Source organism: Streptomyces sp. NPDC007971 (assembly GCF_042958635.1).
Taxonomy (GTDB): Bacteria; Actinomycetota; Actinomycetes; order Streptomycetales; family Streptomycetaceae; genus Streptomyces.
This window is the reverse complement of record NZ_JBIBJK010000037.1, coordinates 1-16062: the sequence shown is the minus strand read 5'-3', so window position 1 is coordinate 16062 and position 16062 is coordinate 1. Positions and strand designations below refer to the sequence as shown.

The 16062-nt window shown below is 69.8% G+C and carries 14 protein-coding genes, 1 rRNA gene and 1 riboswitch; of the genes, 3 read left to right on the top strand and 12 right to left on the bottom strand.

The features are described from left to right. Nucleotides 1-144: 144 nt before the first annotated feature. Both ACFZCP_RS43700 and ACFZCP_RS43695 read left to right on the top strand, forming a co-directional pair. Entirely contained in the window at nucleotides 145-1236 is a 1092-nt protein-coding gene (locus ACFZCP_RS43700) for an ATP-binding cassette domain-containing protein (RefSeq protein WP_391442326.1), read from the top strand. A gap of 28 nt (nucleotides 1237-1264) precedes the next feature. Then, nucleotides 1265-1684, top strand: a complete 420-nt coding sequence (locus ACFZCP_RS43695; RefSeq protein ID WP_391442325.1) for a TOBE domain-containing protein — start codon at nucleotides 1265-1267, stop codon at nucleotides 1682-1684. A 68-nt stretch (nucleotides 1685-1752) separates the two neighbouring features. Here the strand turns inward: ACFZCP_RS43695 and gcvP are convergent, their stop codons facing one another. Then, entirely contained in the window at nucleotides 1753-4638 is a 2886-nt protein-coding gene (gcvP, locus tag ACFZCP_RS43690; RefSeq protein ID WP_391442324.1) for an aminomethyl-transferring glycine dehydrogenase, read from the bottom strand. Between the two features lie 174 nt (nucleotides 4639-4812). Then, nucleotides 4813-4907: riboswitch (glycine riboswitch) on the bottom strand. A gap of 119 nt (nucleotides 4908-5026) precedes the next feature. Between gcvP and ACFZCP_RS43685 the strand changes: the two genes are divergently transcribed. Further along, nucleotides 5027-5395: a PRC-barrel domain-containing protein gene (locus ACFZCP_RS43685; protein WP_362700817.1), complete on the top strand. Its 369-nt coding sequence runs from the start codon at nucleotides 5027-5029 to the stop codon at nucleotides 5393-5395. Nucleotides 5396-5570: 175 nt separating this feature from the next. Here the strand turns inward: ACFZCP_RS43685 and ACFZCP_RS43680 are convergent, their stop codons facing one another. From ACFZCP_RS43680 to rrf, 11 genes are all read right to left on the bottom strand, one after another. Further along, nucleotides 5571-6923, bottom strand: coding sequence for a DNA polymerase IV (locus ACFZCP_RS43680; protein WP_391442323.1), 1353 nt, complete (start codon nucleotides 6921-6923; stop codon nucleotides 5571-5573). Between the two features lie 246 nt (nucleotides 6924-7169). Then, complete coding sequence (locus tag ACFZCP_RS43675) at nucleotides 7170-7814, bottom strand: MerR family transcriptional regulator (protein ID WP_391442322.1); 645 nt, start codon at nucleotides 7812-7814, stop codon at nucleotides 7170-7172. A gap of 260 nt (nucleotides 7815-8074) precedes the next feature. Further along, on the bottom strand, nucleotides 8075-8548 hold the full coding sequence (locus tag ACFZCP_RS43670) for a bifunctional nuclease family protein (RefSeq protein ID WP_026253112.1): 474 nt from the start codon (nucleotides 8546-8548) through the stop codon (nucleotides 8075-8077). A gap of 85 nt (nucleotides 8549-8633) precedes the next feature. Next, a complete protein-coding gene (locus ACFZCP_RS43665; RefSeq protein WP_362700823.1) occupies nucleotides 8634-9371 on the bottom strand; it encodes a MerR family transcriptional regulator in 738 nt (245 codons plus the stop codon). Nucleotides 9372-9411: 40 nt separating this feature from the next. After that, nucleotides 9412-10242, bottom strand: a complete 831-nt coding sequence (locus ACFZCP_RS43660) for an FHA domain-containing protein (protein ID WP_391442321.1) — start codon at nucleotides 10240-10242, stop codon at nucleotides 9412-9414. A gap of 190 nt (nucleotides 10243-10432) precedes the next feature. After that, nucleotides 10433-11269: a DUF881 domain-containing protein gene (locus tag ACFZCP_RS43655; RefSeq protein ID WP_391442320.1), complete on the bottom strand. Its 837-nt coding sequence runs from the start codon at nucleotides 11267-11269 to the stop codon at nucleotides 10433-10435. Nucleotides 11270-11274: 5 nt separating this feature from the next. Then, nucleotides 11275-11607, bottom strand: coding sequence for a small basic family protein (locus ACFZCP_RS43650; protein ID WP_003988855.1), 333 nt, complete (start codon nucleotides 11605-11607; stop codon nucleotides 11275-11277). Beyond that, a complete protein-coding gene (locus ACFZCP_RS43645; protein ID WP_391442319.1) occupies nucleotides 11604-12521 on the bottom strand; it encodes a DUF881 domain-containing protein in 918 nt (305 codons plus the stop codon). Before ACFZCP_RS43645 ends, ACFZCP_RS43650 begins: the two co-directional genes overlap by 4 nt. Before the next feature lie 118 nt (nucleotides 12522-12639). Further along, entirely contained in the window at nucleotides 12640-15135 is a 2496-nt protein-coding gene (locus ACFZCP_RS43640) for a sugar phosphate nucleotidyltransferase (RefSeq protein WP_391442318.1), read from the bottom strand. A gap of 113 nt (nucleotides 15136-15248) precedes the next feature. After that, the gene (locus ACFZCP_RS43635) at nucleotides 15249-15857 is read right to left on the bottom strand and encodes a CDP-alcohol phosphatidyltransferase family protein (RefSeq protein ID WP_391442317.1); all 609 of its coding nucleotides are present in this window, start codon (nucleotides 15855-15857) and stop codon (nucleotides 15249-15251) included. Nucleotides 15858-15967: 110 nt separating this feature from the next. After that, a 5S ribosomal RNA gene (rrf, locus tag ACFZCP_RS43630) occupies nucleotides 15968-16062 on the bottom strand; the annotation flags it as partial.

The window sequence follows — 16062 nt, the reverse complement described above, 5'->3', positions numbered from 1 at the left end:
CGACACCGCACGAGCCACGCAGCCGGCGCCGACACCGCACAACCGCAGGCACCCGCCGGCGGTGCACAACCGAACCGAGCCGCCCCCGCTGACACGGCACGACCATCCCCCGCCCCCGACGAGACCCGGCTGGACGATCCCTTCATGACCGACATCGACGCCCCTGAGGCCGGCCTCGCGCCCGAGGCCGTGGGCGAGCAGGGGCTGGACGCCCACCTCGTCGTCGACCAGGGCACCTTCCGGCTCGACGTGGCGCTGACCGCCGCCCCCGGCGACGTCGTCGCGCTGCTCGGCCCCAACGGCGCCGGCAAGACCACCGCCCTGCGCGCCCTCGCCGGTCTGGTCCCCCTCAGCGACGGCCATCTGCGGCTCGACGGCGCGTCCCTGGAACGCATCCCGCCCGAGTCCCGCCCGGTCGGCGTCGTCTTCCAGGACTATCTGCTCTTCCCGCACCTGTCCGCCCTGGACAACGTGGCCTTCGGTCCGCGCTGCCAGGGCGCCACCAAGGCCGAGGCCCGTGCGCAGGCCGCCGCCTGGTTGGACCGGATGGGCCTCGCCGAGCACGCCGGCGCCAAGCCCCGCCGTCTCTCCGGCGGCCAGGCCCAGCGCGTCGCGCTCGCCCGGGCTCTCGCCACCCGGCCGCGGCTGCTGCTCCTGGACGAGCCCCTCGCGGCCCTGGACGCCCGCACCCGGCTGGAGGTGCGCGCCCAGCTGCGCCGCCATCTGGCCGAGTTCGAGGCGGTCGCCGTCCTGGTCACGCACGACCCGCTCGACGCCATGGTGCTCGCCGACCGGCTGGTGGTCGTCGAACACGGCCGGGTCGTCCAGGAGGGCACTCCGTCCGAGATCGCCCGCCATCCGCGCACGGACTACATCGCCCAGCTGGTCGGCCTCAACCTCTACCGGGGAGTGGCCGACGGGCACACGGTACGGCTGGAGGCGGGGCCGTCGGTCACGACCACGGAGGACCTGTCCGGCCCGGTCTTCGTGGCCTTCCCGCCGGTCGCCGTCACCCTCTTCAGGGAGCGGCCCGCCGGCGCCAGCGCCCGCAATCTGTGGCGCTGCGAGGTCTCGGGTCTGGAGACCCACGGCGACCAGATCCGGGCCGACCTCACCGGCGAGCTTCCCCTCGCCGCCGATCTGACCACGGCCGGCGCCGCCGACCTGGATCTGCACCCCGGCGCAGCTGTCTGGGCGACGGTGAAAGCGACCCAGACGCACGCATACCCGGCCTGACCGGACACGCGCTCTACCGTGGGTGCCCATGACACTGAGCATCCGCAACCAGCTCCCCGGCACCGTCACCGAGGTCCACCCCGGCGAGGTCATGGCCACGGTCAGGATCCGCCTGGACGGCGGGCAGGAGCTCACGGCGGCCATCACCCTGGAAGCCGTCGAGCAGCTCGGCCTCGCCCCGCAGTCCCGCGTCCACGCGCTGGTGAAGTCGACGGAGATCGCCCTCGCCTCGGGCGAAGTCGAGGGTCTGTCCATCCGCAACCGGCTGCCCGGCGCGATCGTCCAGCTCGTCCACGGCGCAGCCATGGCCTCCGTGAAGATCGCCGTGCCCGGCGGCGAACTCACGGCGGTGATCACCAGGGACGCGGCCGAGGACCTCGGCCTCTTCGTGGGCTCGGACGTGATCGCCCTGATCAAATCCACCGAGGTGTCGCTCGCGACGGCGTGAACAACGGGAGAGCCCCGCCCGAAGCACGGGCGGGGCTCTCACCGGCAGGGCGCTCGGCCCGAAGACGCTCAGTCCTCGTACGCGTCCAGCGGCGGGCAGGAGCAGACCAGGTTGCGGTCGCCGAAGGCCTGGTCGATACGGCGCACCGGCGGCCAGTACTTGTCGGCGACCGAGACTCCGGCCGGGAAGACGGCCTCCTGGCGGCTGTAGGCGTGGGCCCACTCACCGCCGAGCGCGCCCGAGGTGTGCGGGGCGCCCCGCAGCGGGTTGTCCTCCGCGGGCCACTCGCCGGAACCGACCTTCTCGATCTCCGCACGGATGGCGATCATCGCATCGCAGAAACGGTCCAGCTCGGCCAGGTCCTCGGACTCGGTCGGCTCGATCATCAGCGTGCCGGCCACCGGGAAGGACATGGTCGGCGCGTGGAAGCCGTAGTCGATCAGACGCTTGGCCACGTCGTCCACGCTCACGCCGGTCGCCTTGGTCAGCGGACGCAGGTCGATGATGCACTCGTGCGCGACCAGGCCGCCGGGGCCCGTGTACAGCACCGGGTAGTGCGGCTCCAGGCGCTTGGCGATGTAGTTCGCGGAGAGCACGGCCACCTGGGTGGCGCGCTTGAGACCCTCGCCGCCCATCAGGCGGACGTACGCCCAGGAAATGGGCAGGATGCCCGCGCTGCCCCACGGAGCCGCCGAGATCGGACCGACGCCCGTCTCCGGGCCGGCCGCGGGCTGCAGGGGGTGGTTGGGCAGGTACGGCGCCAGGTGCGCGCGGACCCCGACCGGGCCGACACCCGGGCCGCCGCCGCCGTGCGGGATGCAGAAGGTCTTGTGCAGGTTCAGGTGCGAGACGTCGCCGCCGAAGTGGCCCGGCTTGGCGAGTCCGACCAGGGCGTTGAGGTTGGCGCCGTCGACGTACACCTGGCCGCCCGCCTCGTGGACCTGGGCACAGATGTCGGCGACGTGCTCCTCGAAGACGCCGTGCGTCGACGGGTAGGTGATCATCAGCACCGACAGCTCGTCACGGTACTGCTCGATCTTGGCGCGCAGGTCCTCGACGTCGATCTCGCCGTCCCCGGCGGTCTTCACGACGACGACCCTCATGCCCGCCATCACGGCGCTGGCGGCGTTGGTGCCGTGCGCCGAGGACGGGATCAGGCACACGGTCCGCTGCTCGTCGCCGTTGGCCCGGTGGTAGCCGCGGACGGCCAGCAGACCGGCCAGCTCACCCTGCGAACCGGCGTTCGGCTGGAGCGAGACCTTGTCGTAGCCGGTGACCTCGGCAAGGCGCTCCTCCAGCTCACGGATGAGCGTGAGGTAGCCCCCGGCCTGCTCGGCGGGCACGAAGGGGTGCAGCTGGCCGAACTCGGGCCAGGTGACCGGCTCCATCTCCGTGGTCGCGTTGAGCTTCATGGTGCACGAGCCCAGCGGGATCATGCCGCGGTCGAGCGCGTAGTCGCGGTCGGCCAGCTTGCGCAGGTAGCGCAGCATCGCGGTCTCGGAGCGGTGGTCGTGGAAGACCGGGTGGGCGAGGTAGTCGTCGGTGCGCAGCAGCGCCTGGGGCAGCGCCTCCCCGGCGGCCGCGTCGAGCGTCTCGATGTCGCCCGCGACACCGAAGGCGGCGAAGACGGCGTCCAGCTGGGCGCGGTTGGTCGTCTCGTCGCAGGCGAGGGAGACGTGGTCGGCGTCGACCGGGAGCAGGTTGACGCCCTTGTCACGGGCGGCGGCGACGATGTCGGCGGCCTTGCCGGGCACACGCGCGGTGAGGGTGTCGAAGTAAGCGCCGTGGACGATCTCGACACCGCCGGCCTTCAGGCCCTCGGCGAGGATCGTGGCGTAGCGGTGGGTGCGGCGGGCGATGGTACGCAGGCCCTCGGGGCCGTGGTAGACGGCGTACATCCCGGCCATCACGGCGAGCAGCACCTGCGCGGTGCAGATGTTGCTGGTGGCCTTCTCGCGGCGGATGTGCTGCTCACGGGTCTGCAGCGCGAGGCGGTAGGCCTTGTGGCCGTCGGCGTCGACGGAGACACCGACGAGACGCCCGGGCAGGCTGCGCGCGAACTTCTCGTGCACCGCCATGTAACCCGCGTGCGGACCGCCGAAGCCCATCGGGACGCCGAAGCGCTGGGTGGTGCCGACGGCGATGTCCGCGCCCAGCTCACCCGGCGAGGTCAGCAGGGTGAGCGCCAGCAGGTCGGCGGCGACGGTGACGAGGGCGCCCAGCTCGTGCGCCTGGTCGACGACCGGCTTGATGTCACGTACGGCACCGGAGGCGCCCGGGTACTGGATCAGGACGCCGTTGATCTCGCGCGCGGCGATGTCGGCCGGGATGCCGTCGCTGAGGTCCGCGACGACGACCTCGACGCCGGTCGGCTCCGCACGCGTCTCGATGACGGCGACGGTCTGCGGCAGGGCATCCGCGTCGACCAGGAACAGGCCCTTCTTGTTCTTGCCCATGCGCCGGGACAGCGCCATCGCCTCGGCGGCCGCGGTTCCCTCGTCCAGCAGCGAGGCGCCGGAGGTGGGCAGGCCGGTCAGCTCGGCGACCATCGTCTGGAAGTTCAGCAGCGCCTCCAGACGGCCCTGCGAGATCTCCGGCTGGTACGGCGTGTAGGCCGTGTACCAGGCCGGGTTCTCCATGACGTTGCGCAGGATGACCGGCGGGGTGAAGGTGCCGTAGTAGCCGAGACCGATCATCGAGCCGAGGACCTGGTTTTGGTCGGCGAGCGAGCGCAGCTCGGCGAGCACCTCGGCCTCGGTGCGGGCGCCCGGCAGGTCCAGGGCGTCCGCGTTCTTGATCACGTCCGGGACCGCGGCGGCGGTCAGCTCGTCGAGGGAGCCGTAGCCGATGTGCGCGAGCATCTTGGCCCGCGCCTCCTGGTCGGGCCCGATGTGGCGCTGCTCGAAGGGGATGCCCGCTTCGAGCTCGGAGAGCGGAATGCGGTGGGCGGTCATTGCGGAGGCCTCCTGGTCTGACACGACCTTCGAGGGGCACCACGGCGTGGGTGCCCCGACGGCCTCCCCCTCTGTCATCTCAACCTGAGAGCTTCACCGGACACCCGAAGGCGCCGGCTTTCACCGTCGGTGAGGGCGGACGCCGTCGACACCCGCCCTGCTTTCCAGAGTGACCTCGTCCGTGCGGTACGTGAGCCTGAGAGATTCCGGGGAGGATTTGCTCCTTCGGCGCCTCCGAGATGCTCGGAGGACTCTCCCGCACGGGATCAGCAGCCGCTGTCAGCCTACCAGCGAGGTCAACGCCCGAGCCCTCGAGTGGCCGCCTCCCTGAATGTGCTCTTTTGTAGTGCTTACGGATGAGTTGCGACCACGTGGAGGGAGAGGGACCGTGCAGACCGACATCGATCCGCGCAACCTGATCGGCCGCAAGGCGTTCGACAGCAATGGCACCAAGATCGGCACGGTCGACGAGGTGTACCTCGACGACGCGACGGGCGTGCCCGAGTGGGCGGCCATACGCACCGGGCTGTTCTCCCGGGACGCCTTCGTCCCCCTGGAGCCGAGCGAACTGGTCGAGGGTGCCCTCCGGGTCCCCTTCGAACGCTCGCTCATCAAGGACGCCCCCGACTTCGGCGTGGGCCGCCATCTCTCTCCCGAGCAGGAACTCCAGCTCTACCACCACTACGGCCTGGACGTGACCCCACCCCCCGCCCCGGACCGCGACTTCGGCAAGCTGGCAGGCACCGAGGAAAGCTGAGCTCCCTCGGCCAGCCCCCTCCCGCCGACGTCACCTGCCCAGGGGCGCCGGGAACTGCGTGACACGCCACAACGAACCCGCACCCGCCAACCAACCATCACCCGCCCAGGGGCGCGGGGAACTGCGCGAGAAACCACAACCAACCCGCACCCGACGACGGCCGCACAAGCGGCCTCTACACCTCGGAATCCACCCCGTCCAGCACCAACGGCAGCGGCTCCGCCACCTCAAGCGCAGGATCATCGACGAGAAACGTCCGCACCCTCCCCGGAGGGGACTGCGGCGTCTCGAAGCGGACGGTGACCCGCCCCAGGCCACTGCCCTGCACCCACCCGTGCCCGTACTCGGCGTGCCGTACGTCGTGGCCCGCCCGCCAGTGCCGCTCCGCGGGCTCCGGGTCCGCCGCGGCCTCGGGAACGACCTCCTCCGGCGCTTCCACGGACGCGGCCCGCTCCCCCGCCGCCTGCGCGAACAGGTCCTCCTGCGTGTAGTCGGCGAGCCCGGAGACCCCCACGCCGAGCAGCCGGACACCTCCCGTGGTGTCCACGGACTCCAGCAGCCGTGCGGCCGCCTCCCGGATCACCGCCGGGTCGTCCGTGGGACCTCTGAGCGTCTCGGACCGGGTCAGCGTCGAGAAGTCGTACCGGCGCACCTTCAGCACGATGGTCCGCCCGGACAGCCCGGCCTCGCGCAGCCGCCGCACGCACCGCTCGGCGAGCCGCTGCACCTCCAGGCCGACCCGCAGCCGGTCGTGGATGTCCACGTCATAGGTGTCCTCGACCGACACCGACTTGGTCTCCCGCTCGGCCACCACGGGCCGGTCGTCCCGTGCCAGTGCCATGGCGTACAGCGCGTGCCCGTGCGCCTTGCCCAGCAGCCGCACCAGCTCGTCCTCACCTGCCTCGGCCAGCTCCTCGACGGTGGTGATCCCGGCCCGTCTCAGGTGGTCCCCGGTGGCCGGTCCGATCCCGGGCAGGGTCCGCACCGGCATGGGGCCCAGCAGCGCCCGCTCGGTCCCCGGCTCGATGAGCACCATTCCGTCGGGCTTGGCCTCCTCCGAGGCGATCTTCGCGAGCATCTTGGAGGCGGCCAGCCCCACCGACCCCGTGAGCCCCGTGGCCGCCCGTATGTCCGCGCGCAGCTTCGCTCCCGCCAGGCGAGCCGACTCCTCGTCCCAGGCCGCCGACCCGGCCTCCAGGTCCACGAACGCCTCGTCCAGGCTCAGCGGCTCCACCAGCGGCGACAGCGCGCGCAGCAGCGCCATCACCTGGTCGCTGACCGACCGGTACAGGGTGAAGCGCGGCACGAGGTACGCGGCGTTCGGCGCCAGCCGGCGCGCCTGGGCCATCGGCATCGCCGAGTGGACCCCGAAGACTCGTGCCTCGTACGACGCGGTGGCCACCACCCCGCGAGGCCCCAGTCCGCCCACGACGACGGCCTTCCCGCGCAGGCTCGGCTTGGATGCCTGTTCCACCGAGGCGTAGAAGGCATCCATGTCGAGATGCAGGATCGTGGGAGCGTTTCTCACACCTCGATGCTGCACCACGGCACTGACAATGGACCGGCACGGGACGGGCCGGAGCAGGGCTGCGACGCCCGAACGGCCCCCGTGCGGTCAAGCCGGGCCGTCAGGCCCTTCCACGCGCGAGAGCCCAGCGCGCGGGCGTGCGCTCGGGCGTCCCTCTTGCGGTTGCGGGATCCCCCGGACGGCTCGGCAGGGCTGCCCGGACGGCCGGGTTGCGAGGCCGTTCAGACGACCGGGTTCCGGGGCCGTTCAGACGGCCCGGTTGCGGCGCCGCGCCAGTTCGTCCGCGGGGTTGTGCCCGATGAGCGTCTCCCCGGTGTCGATGCGCTCCCCGTGCAGCTGGGAGAGTGCGCTTTCCACATCCCGCCAGACCACGCCGACGGCGATCCCGAAGATGCCCTGACCGCCCTGGAGCAGGGCGTGGACCTCGTCCGGCGAGGTGCACTCGTAGACCGTGGCACCGTCGCTCATGAGGGTCATGCGCTCCAGGTCGCGGAAACCGCGTTCCCGCAGGTGCTGTACGGCCGATCGGATGTTCTGCAGCGAGACCCCGGTGTCCAGGAACCGCTTGACGATCTTCAGGACGACGATGTCCCGGAAGCTGTACAGACGCTGGGTGCCCGACCCGTGGGCAGGCCGCACACTGGGCTCGACGAGACCTGTGCGGGCCCAGTAGTCGAGTTGCCGGTAGGTGATGCCGGCCGCCGCGCAGGCCGTGGGCCCTCGATAGCCGATCTCCTCGGACGCCATGGACGCCGCCCCTCCGCCGTTCGGCACCGCCGTCGGTCGCTGCTGGGCGTGGCCGACCGCGCTGCTGTGAAGCGGGTACGGGCCGTTCTCCCCGAGACCGCGTCCGGGGGCACCCCCCACCGTACCGTCGCCGCTCGTTCTCACGCCGACCTCCGTCCTTGACCTGCCTTCTCGACGGTAGGCAGTCACCAGGGGTGCGTCAACGATCGCCACACTCGGCACGCCGAGTGATAATCACCCTAGGAGTGGTTTCCCGTCCCCACCGCGGGGAAAGGCTAGCCGAATGCGTTCGCGGGAAGCCGTAGGACGCTCTCAATGGCCGGTGGCAATTGCCACGGGGCGGGGGCCCGACGCGCCGCTGACGGGCCGGTCACAGACCCTCCGGCCGCCCGTCCGGAGCCGACTCACTGGCTGCTGGTGCCGAAGTCCTCGGGCGAGATCTGGTCGAGGAACTCGCGGAACTTCTCCACCTCGTCCTCCTGCTCGTCCGGAATCGCGATGCCGGCATCGTCCAGCACCGTGTCGCTGCCGTAGATCGGCGTTCCGGTACGCAGGGCGAGCGCTATGGCGTCGGAGGGACGGGCACTCACCTCGACCCCACTGGCGAAGACCAGCTCCGCGTAGAAGACGCCCTCACGCAGATCCGTGATGCGTACTTCGGTCAGCTCCTGGCCGACGGCCTCCAGCACGTCCTTGAACAGGTCGTGGGTCAGCGGTCGCGCGGGCGCCATGCCCTGCTGGGCGAAGGCGATCGCCGTCGCCTCCCCCGGCCCGATCCAGATGGGGAGGTAACGGTCGCCTCCCACTTCGCGCAGGAGCACGATCGGTTGGTTGGAGGGCATTTCGACCCGGACACCTACGACATCGAGCTCGTTCACACAGCAACCCTAGGCCGTGCCCGGGACGTTTGGGTAGTCGGGCCGGGAACAGGTGCCCGATCCGGCCGTCCGGGAACTCCGCCGTTCAGGGCAGCCGCACGCCGAGGGCGGTCTGTACCAGCGCGGCGTGCAGCTTCACCGTGAGCGCCGCCAGCTCCTTCGTACGGGCCTCGGCATGTGCCCTGGTCTGCGGGTTGCGATGGCGCTTCAGAGGGGCCACCACCTGGTCCACGAGGCCCGCCTCGCGGTCGGCCGCGGCCTTCATCACCCGCAGGTGACGCGGTTCGATCCCGAACCGGCCCAGCTCGGCGACGAGCGAGGCCACGGTGACGGCCTCGGCCTCGTACGCCCCGTCCTCCACAGGAGCGACGAGCCCGTACGACTCCCACTCCTTGAGGGCGTCCTCGTCGATGCCGGCGGCCGCCAGCAGCTCGGCCCGCCCGACCCGGGCGACCGTCGGCCGCTGGACCTGCTCCGGCACGTCCTCCCCGGTACGCTGGCGCCCCACCACGGGCAGCTGGACGGCCTCGCCCCGCTCCATGGCCGCCAGGTGCTCCCGGATCACCTTGAGCGGCAGATAGTGGTCCCGCTGCATCCTCAGGACGTGAGCGAGGCGCTCGACGTCCCCGGCGCTGAACTTGCGGTACCCCGACGGGGTCCGCCGCGGCTCGATGAGCCCCTCCGACTCCAGAAAGCGGATCTTGGAGATGGTGACTTCGGGGAACTCGTCGCGCAGCGCGTTCAGCACCGTGCCGATGCTCATCAGCCCACTGTCCGTGGCGGCGGTACCGTTTCGGGCACCGCCGCTCGGTGTTTGAAGCATGGACCTTCCCTGGGGTCCCACCGGACGGGATCCGGCGGGGTCAGATGCCCTGCCGGCTCGCGTAGAAGACCAGCCGGTACTTGCCGATCTGCACCTCGTCACCGTTCGCGAGAGGGACCTGGTCGATCCGCTCGCGGTTGACGTACGTGCCGTTCAGACTGCCGACATCGGCCACCGTGAACGAGCCGTCCGGAGAGCGCCGGAATTCCACGTGCCGCCGCGAGACCGTGACGTCGTCGAGGAAGATGTCGCTCTGCGGATGACGGCCGGCCGTGGTCAGGTCGCTGTCCAGCAGGAAGCGGCTGCCCGAGTTCGGGCCCCGCCGCACCACCAGGAGCGCCGAGCCCGGCGGCAACGCGTCGACCGCGGCCTGCGCCTCGGGCGAGAGCATCGGCAGCGGCGTCTGGCCGGTCACCTCCGCGTCGTAGGCCTCGAGGCCGGAGATGGAGATGGTGGACGTCGTCTCCGAGGCGCGTTCCGGAGCCACCCCGGCACGCAGCGGCGCGCCACAGTTGGAGCAGAACCGGGCGTTCTCCGCATTGCGGTTACCGCACCTCGTACACACCAGGGCCGACATGGACGGATCCTCCTGCCGCGGCTGTCCCGACGGGGCATGGGTCGCGTACGGGTCGGAGGCAAACCCTCCACCCGCACCTGAGGTTGACGGTTGCCCGAAACCTATGCCGCCGGACTGCGCAGGGTCAACAGACGCCGCGCCCTGACCTCCGGAAATGTCACCGCCCGGACCAGCGACCTGGTCACGGAACAGCGGACGCTGACCCTCTGCGTCAGGCTGTGCGCGATGGCGAGCGGTCGCGTTGTTGCTACCCTCTCGCGCGCTCTTGCCGAACAACTTCGCAAACAACTTCACGGGCGATTCCCCTTGACCGAAACAGACCCGCCCGTGGGGCAGGACGAACCCTGATTGCCTACACCGGCCGACCCGGACATCCTCACAACGTCCGTATCCACCAGACAGTTTCCACCACGCACCGCCCCTTCGGTGCGCCGACCCCCCGCAACCTCATGCCCCTGCCGGACGTCCCCCATGCACCACCGGTTCACTGGGAGGACGACCGAGCGTAGTCAGGCTGCTTCGCCTGTCGCAAGGCGTCGACGACGATCTTGCTCGACCGCTCCACAGTCACCGTGGCCTGCTCCTTCTCCAGGGTCTGCACCACGCCTCCAGGGATGTTGAGCGCCGGCTCGAGGTCCTGCGGCTTGCCGATGATCTGGAAACGATAGGGGGCGTTGATCTTGTTCCCGTCGACGCTCACGCTCTTCCCCGAGTCGGTGAAGTAGGTGCTCGCGACCACTCGTACCCCGTTCACCTGGACCGCCTCCGCGCCGGCCGCGCGCAGCTCTTGGATCGCGTCGAGCAGCATGTCCGCCTTGACCGTCCCCTTCGTGTCCTCGATCGTCATGGTGATGCCGGGACCCTGCGCCGCCACGGTGCCCGCCAGAATGCCGAGTTGCCTCTCCTTCTCGGCCGTCTGCTTGCGTGCCTCCGCAGCCTGGTCGGAGCTGCTCTGCAGCTCCGAGCGCTGCTTCTCGAGTCCCTGCTTCTCGTCCTCAAGACGCTGAGTACGCGAATCCAGTTCATCGAGAATGCGAACAAGATCTTCCTGGCGCGCGCCGCGCAGCGCACTGTCGCTGTCGCTGTTCGACGCCACCTGCACGGCGAGCCCGAAGCCGAGCCCGAACAGCAGCAGGGCGACGATGAGTTGGGCACGCGTGAGCCGCAGCGGCCACAGCCCCTTCACCAGCCGCTGACGCCCGGTGAGCGGCTGCTCACCGCTGTGGGCGGGAGCCTGTGCGGACTCCGCGGCCGACGCAGGCACCTCGTCGGGCAGTTCCTTGCGCAGCCTGTTCTCCGGCTGCTCCTCCTGGTTGCTCATCGGCCTCACGCCCTGAAGACGTGTCGCCGGATCGCCGCGGCGTTGGAGAAGATCCGGATACCCAGGACCACGACGACACCCGTGGACAGCTGCGCGCCCACGCCCAACTTGTCCCCCAGGAACACGATCAGCGCGGCCACGACCACGTTGGACAGGAACGACACCACGAAGACCTTGTCGTCGAAGATCCCGTCGAGCATGGCTCGCAGACCACCGAAGACGGCGTCCAGCGCCGCCACGACGGCGATCGGCAGGTAAGGCTCGACGACCGCCGGAACCTCGGGCCGGACCAACAGGCCGGCCACGACTCCCACGACGAGGCCCAGTACGGCGATCACGATGTGCCCTTCTCAGTCTTCTCGGCGTTCGGCTGTGCTGTGCGTACGATCACACTCGGTGCGGCGGGCAACCGGACGTCACCCTGCGCGGAGATGGTGGCCCGGATCCCGTAGCTCTGCTCCAGGGCGTGCAGGTACAGCCCGTCGGCGCTGTTCTGGAACCTGGTGCTCAGCCGATCCCCGTCCCCCACCGCCAGCACCGTGTACGGCGGCACGAGCGGTCTGTTGTCGACCAGTATCGCGTCACCCGCGGCCCTGACCGCGGACAGGGCCGTCAGGCGCTGTCCATTGATCGAGACGGCTTCGGCGCCGGAGGCCCACAGCCCGTTGACCACCCGCTGCATGTCCCGGTCCCGGACCCGCCCGGTGTCGGAGAAACCGGAGGTCTCGCGCGGGTTGGTCCCCTCGCCGCCGGTGCTGGCCTCCTTGGCGTCGTTCACGACGAGCCTGACCCCCGGGCCGTGCACCGCGGTGGCGCCCGACAGGACGCCCATCAGATCCGCCTCGGCACCAGCGCCGCTCTTCTTCAGAGCCGCCCGCTGCCGCGCGCTGACGTCGTCGCGCAGGGCGTCGACAGTGCTCTCCAGCTTGTCCGCGCCCGAGGTCTCCCGGTCGATGCGGTCGATCAGCTCCTGGCGCTCCTTGGCCACCACGGGCGCCGCCACGCGCGCCTGCGCCGCCCCCACGGTCACCACCAGCGCCGCGAGCACCAGCCCGGCCGCCAGGCCCAGCTTCGCCCTGAGGGTCTTCGGCAGCCCGCCCTCCCCCTCGGTCTTCTTCCGGGCGGCGGCCTCGGCGTACCCGTCGTCCAGGCTGTGGTCCATGACGTTGGTGATCAACGACATGGAAGCGTCCGGACGCTGCGGCCGCGGGGGGCTGCTCCGAACGGGGGGTTGCTGCGGCATGCCGCACATCGTCGCATGTCGCGACCAGTACCTCCGAATGGCCCCACCGGCGTGCCGGACAGGCCCCCTTGGGGACACTTGTCCGGCACGCGCGCGTGCGGTGGTTTTGCCGTCCGAACTGCCCGCTCTACCGCCCTGCGCTGTCCACCACGGACGACCACTCGTCCAGCAGGGCCTGCGCCCCGGCATCGTCCGGGCCCTCGGCCCACAGGTGGGTGACCGCCTCCGCCGGGTCGGGCAGCACCATCACCCAACGGCCGTCGGTCTCCACGACCCGCACACCGTCGGTCGTATCGACAAAGCGATCTCCGGCCGCCTCGACGACGCGCCGCATGACCAGACCCTTGACGGCCCACGGCGTCGCCAGGTCTCGCTTGAGGACGTGCGCCCGGGGAATCCGCGCATCGATCTGGCTCAGGGTGAGCTGGGTGCGCGCCACCAGCCCGATCAGCCGGACGAAGGCCGCCGTGCCGTCGTAGACGCCGCTGAACTCGGGGACGATGAAGCCACCCTTGCCGTCACCGCCGAAGATGGTGCCTTCCTCGCGCCCCACGCGCGTGAGGTCGTCGGGAGAGGTGGTGGTCCACTCAACCTGCGTGCCGTGATAAGCGGCCACCTGCTCGGCGATCCGCGTCGTCGTCACCGGCAGCGCCACCCGCCCGCTGCGCCGCTCGGCCGCCACCAGGTCCAGCATCACCAGCAACGCCCGGTCGTCCTCGATGATCCGGCCCTTCTCGTCCACGAGCGACAGCCGCTCACCGACGGGGTCGAACCGGACGCCGAACGCCGCCCTTGAGGACGCCACTATCTCGCCGAGGCGCACCAGCCCGCTCCGGCGCATCTCTTCCGTCTCCGTGGGCCTGGACTCGTCGAGACCGGGATTGACAGTCAGCGAGTCCACACCGAGCTTGCCCAGCAGGCTCGGCAGGACGAGGCCGGCGCTGCCGTTGGAGGCGTCCACGACGACCTTGAGACCCGATTCCGCGATCCCGGTGGTGTCGACGTTCCTCAGCAGAGAACCGGTGTACGAGTCGAACACACTCGCCGGGAAGTACAGGTCACCGATCTCTCCGGGGAATGCCCTGCGGTACTCCTGTCGCGCGAAGACCCGGTCGAGCTTGCGCTGACCGCCCTGCGAGAGGTCCGCGCCCTGCCCGTCGAAGAACATGATGTCGACGGAGTCGGGCACGCCCGGCGAGGTCCGGATCATGATGCCGCCGGCACTGCCGCGCGCGGTCTGCTGCCGGGCCACCGGCAGCGGCACGTTCTCCAGATCTCGTACGTCGATGGCGCTGGCCTGCAGCGCGGAGATCACGGCCCGCTTGAGCGCACGGGCACCGCGGGAGTGGTCCCGGGCCGTGGTGACCGTGGCGCCCTTCTTCAGCGTGGTCGCATAGGCGCCGGCCAGCCGCACGGCCAGTTCTGGGGTGATCTCCACGTTCAGGATTCCGGACACCCCGCGGGCGCCGAACAGCTGGGCCTGGCCTCTGGACTCCCAGATGACCGAGGTGTTGACGAAGGCACCGGCCTCGATCGTCTTGAACGGGTAGACCCGGACATTGCCCTGGACGATCGATTCTTCACCGATCAGGCATTCATCACCGATGACTGCCCCGTCCTCGATCCGGGCAGCCCGCATGATGTCGGTGTTCTTGCCCACGACACAGCCACGCAGATTGCTGTGCTGGCCGACATACACGTTGTCGTGGACGACGGCCCGGTGCAGGAAAGCACCGCTCTTGACGACGACGTTGGATCCCACGACGGTGTGCTCGCGGATTTCGGCGCCGGCCTCCACCTTGGCGTAGTCGCCGATGTAGAGCGGCCCCCGGAGTACGGCGTCGGGATGCACCTCGGCACCCTCGGCGACCCAGACGCCCGGGGAGATCTCGAAGCCGTCGATGTCGACGTTGACCTTGCCCTCCAGGACGTCGGCCTGCGCCTTCACATAGCTCTCGTGGGTGCCGACGTCCTCCCAGTAGCCCTCGGCGATATAGCCGTAGATCGGCTTGCCCTCCTTCATCAGCTGAGGGAAGACGTCACCGGACCAGTCGACGGGCACGTCGGGCTCGACGTAGTCGAAGACTTCCGGCTCCATGACATAAATGCCCGTGTTGACCGTGTCGGAGAAGACCTGGCCCCAGGTCGGCTTCTCCAGGAAGCGCTCGACCTTGCCTTCCTCGTCGACGATCGTGATGCCGAACTCCAGCGGATTGGGCACCCGGGTCAGACAGACCGTGACCAGTGCGCCCTTCTCCTTGTGGAAATTGATCAGGTCGGTGAGGTCGAAGTCGGTCAGGGCATCGCCGGAGATGACGAGGAAAGCATCGGTCTTCAGCGCCTCTTCGGCGTTCTTGACGCTACCGGCGGTTCCGAGTGGCTTCTCCTCATTGGCATAGGTGAGCTCCATTCCGAGCTCTTCGCCATCGCCGAAGTAGTTCTTGACGAGCGACGCCAGGAACTGCACGGTGACAACGGTCTCGTTGAGCCCATGCCTTTTGAGCAGCCGCAGCACATGCTCCATGATCGGGCGGTTCACCACCGGCAGGAGCGGCTTGGGCATGCTGGAGGTCATAGGGCGAAGGCGCGTGCCTTCGCCACCGGCCATCACGACGGCCTTCATGTCGGAAGCGTCCTCCTAAAGAGACGACGGTCTAGCCGACTTCACCCGTCCTGATTGTCCCGCAGATGTGGCCAGCGGGCCATCGGGCCGCCATGTCCGGACAATCAACGAGCTCAATCGGTCGCGGCGTCCGCACGAACCAGGCGGCGGACCTGCACCACGTAGAGCACTCCTGCCCACCAATAGAGGGTTGTACCCCACCCTGCGAACGCCCATCCGAAAATAGCAGCGGGTGACGCGATCCAGGTGTGTCCGTCACTGAGGAGCAGCAGTGGGAAGGCGTACATCAGGTTGAAGGTCGCGGCCTTCCCCAGGAAGTTCACCTGCGGCGGCGGATAGCCGTGACGCCTGAGGATGCCCACCATCACCAGCAGAACCAGCTCCCTCAGCAGCAGGAGAGCGGTCAGCCAGATCGGGAGGATCTCGCGCCAGGTGAGGCCCAGCAGCGTGGACAGAACGAACAGCCGGTCGGCCGCAGGATCGAGCAGCCGGCCGAGGCTGCTGATCTGATTCCAGCGCCTGGCGAGCTTGCCGTCCAGATAGTCCGTGATCCCGCTGAAGGCCAGCACGAGGAGGGCCCAGCCATCGCTGTTGGGTCCCCCGAACTCAGGCCTGAGGATCAGCCAGAGGAAGACCGGTACGCCGACGAGCCGGGCCATGCTGAGGATGTTGGGGATGGTGAGGACCCGGTCTGTCTGGACACGGGTCTCCTGGACCTCCACCCGGGAGCCTCCTGTGCGAAAACGAGCCAACGATGCCCCCTGACCCTACCTCAACGCAAAAAAGCTCCGGCCCCTGGGCAGTGTGCCCAAGAGCCGGAGCTGTAAAAGGAGTTCGGCGGCGTCCTACTCTCCCACAGGGTCCCCCCTGCAGTACCATCGGCGCTGTGAGGCTTAGCTTCCGGGTTCGGAATGTAACCGGGCGTTT

Excerpts from the sequence above, each read along its gene's own strand:
- ACFZCP_RS43700 (WP_391442326.1), top strand. The coding sequence starts at position 145 with ATGACCGACATCGACGCCCCTGAGGCCGGCCTCGCGCCCGAGGCCGTG.
- ACFZCP_RS43695 (WP_391442325.1), top strand. The coding sequence starts at position 1,265 with ATGACACTGAGCATCCGCAACCAGCTCCCCGGCACCGTCACCGAGGTC.
- gcvP (WP_391442324.1), bottom strand. The coding sequence starts at position 4,638 with ATGACCGCCCACCGCATTCCGCTCTCCGAGCTCGAAGCGGGCATCCCC.
- ACFZCP_RS43665 (WP_362700823.1), bottom strand. The coding sequence starts at position 9,371 with ATGCTTCAAACACCGAGCGGCGGTGCCCGAAACGGTACCGCCGCCACG.
- ACFZCP_RS43655 (WP_391442320.1), bottom strand. The coding sequence starts at position 11,269 with ATGAGCAACCAGGAGGAGCAGCCGGAGAACAGGCTGCGCAAGGAACTG.
- ACFZCP_RS43645 (WP_391442319.1), bottom strand. The coding sequence starts at position 12,521 with ATGTGCGGCATGCCGCAGCAACCCCCCGTTCGGAGCAGCCCCCCGCGG.
- ACFZCP_RS43640 (WP_391442318.1), bottom strand. The coding sequence starts at position 15,135 with ATGAAGGCCGTCGTGATGGCCGGTGGCGAAGGCACGCGCCTTCGCCCT.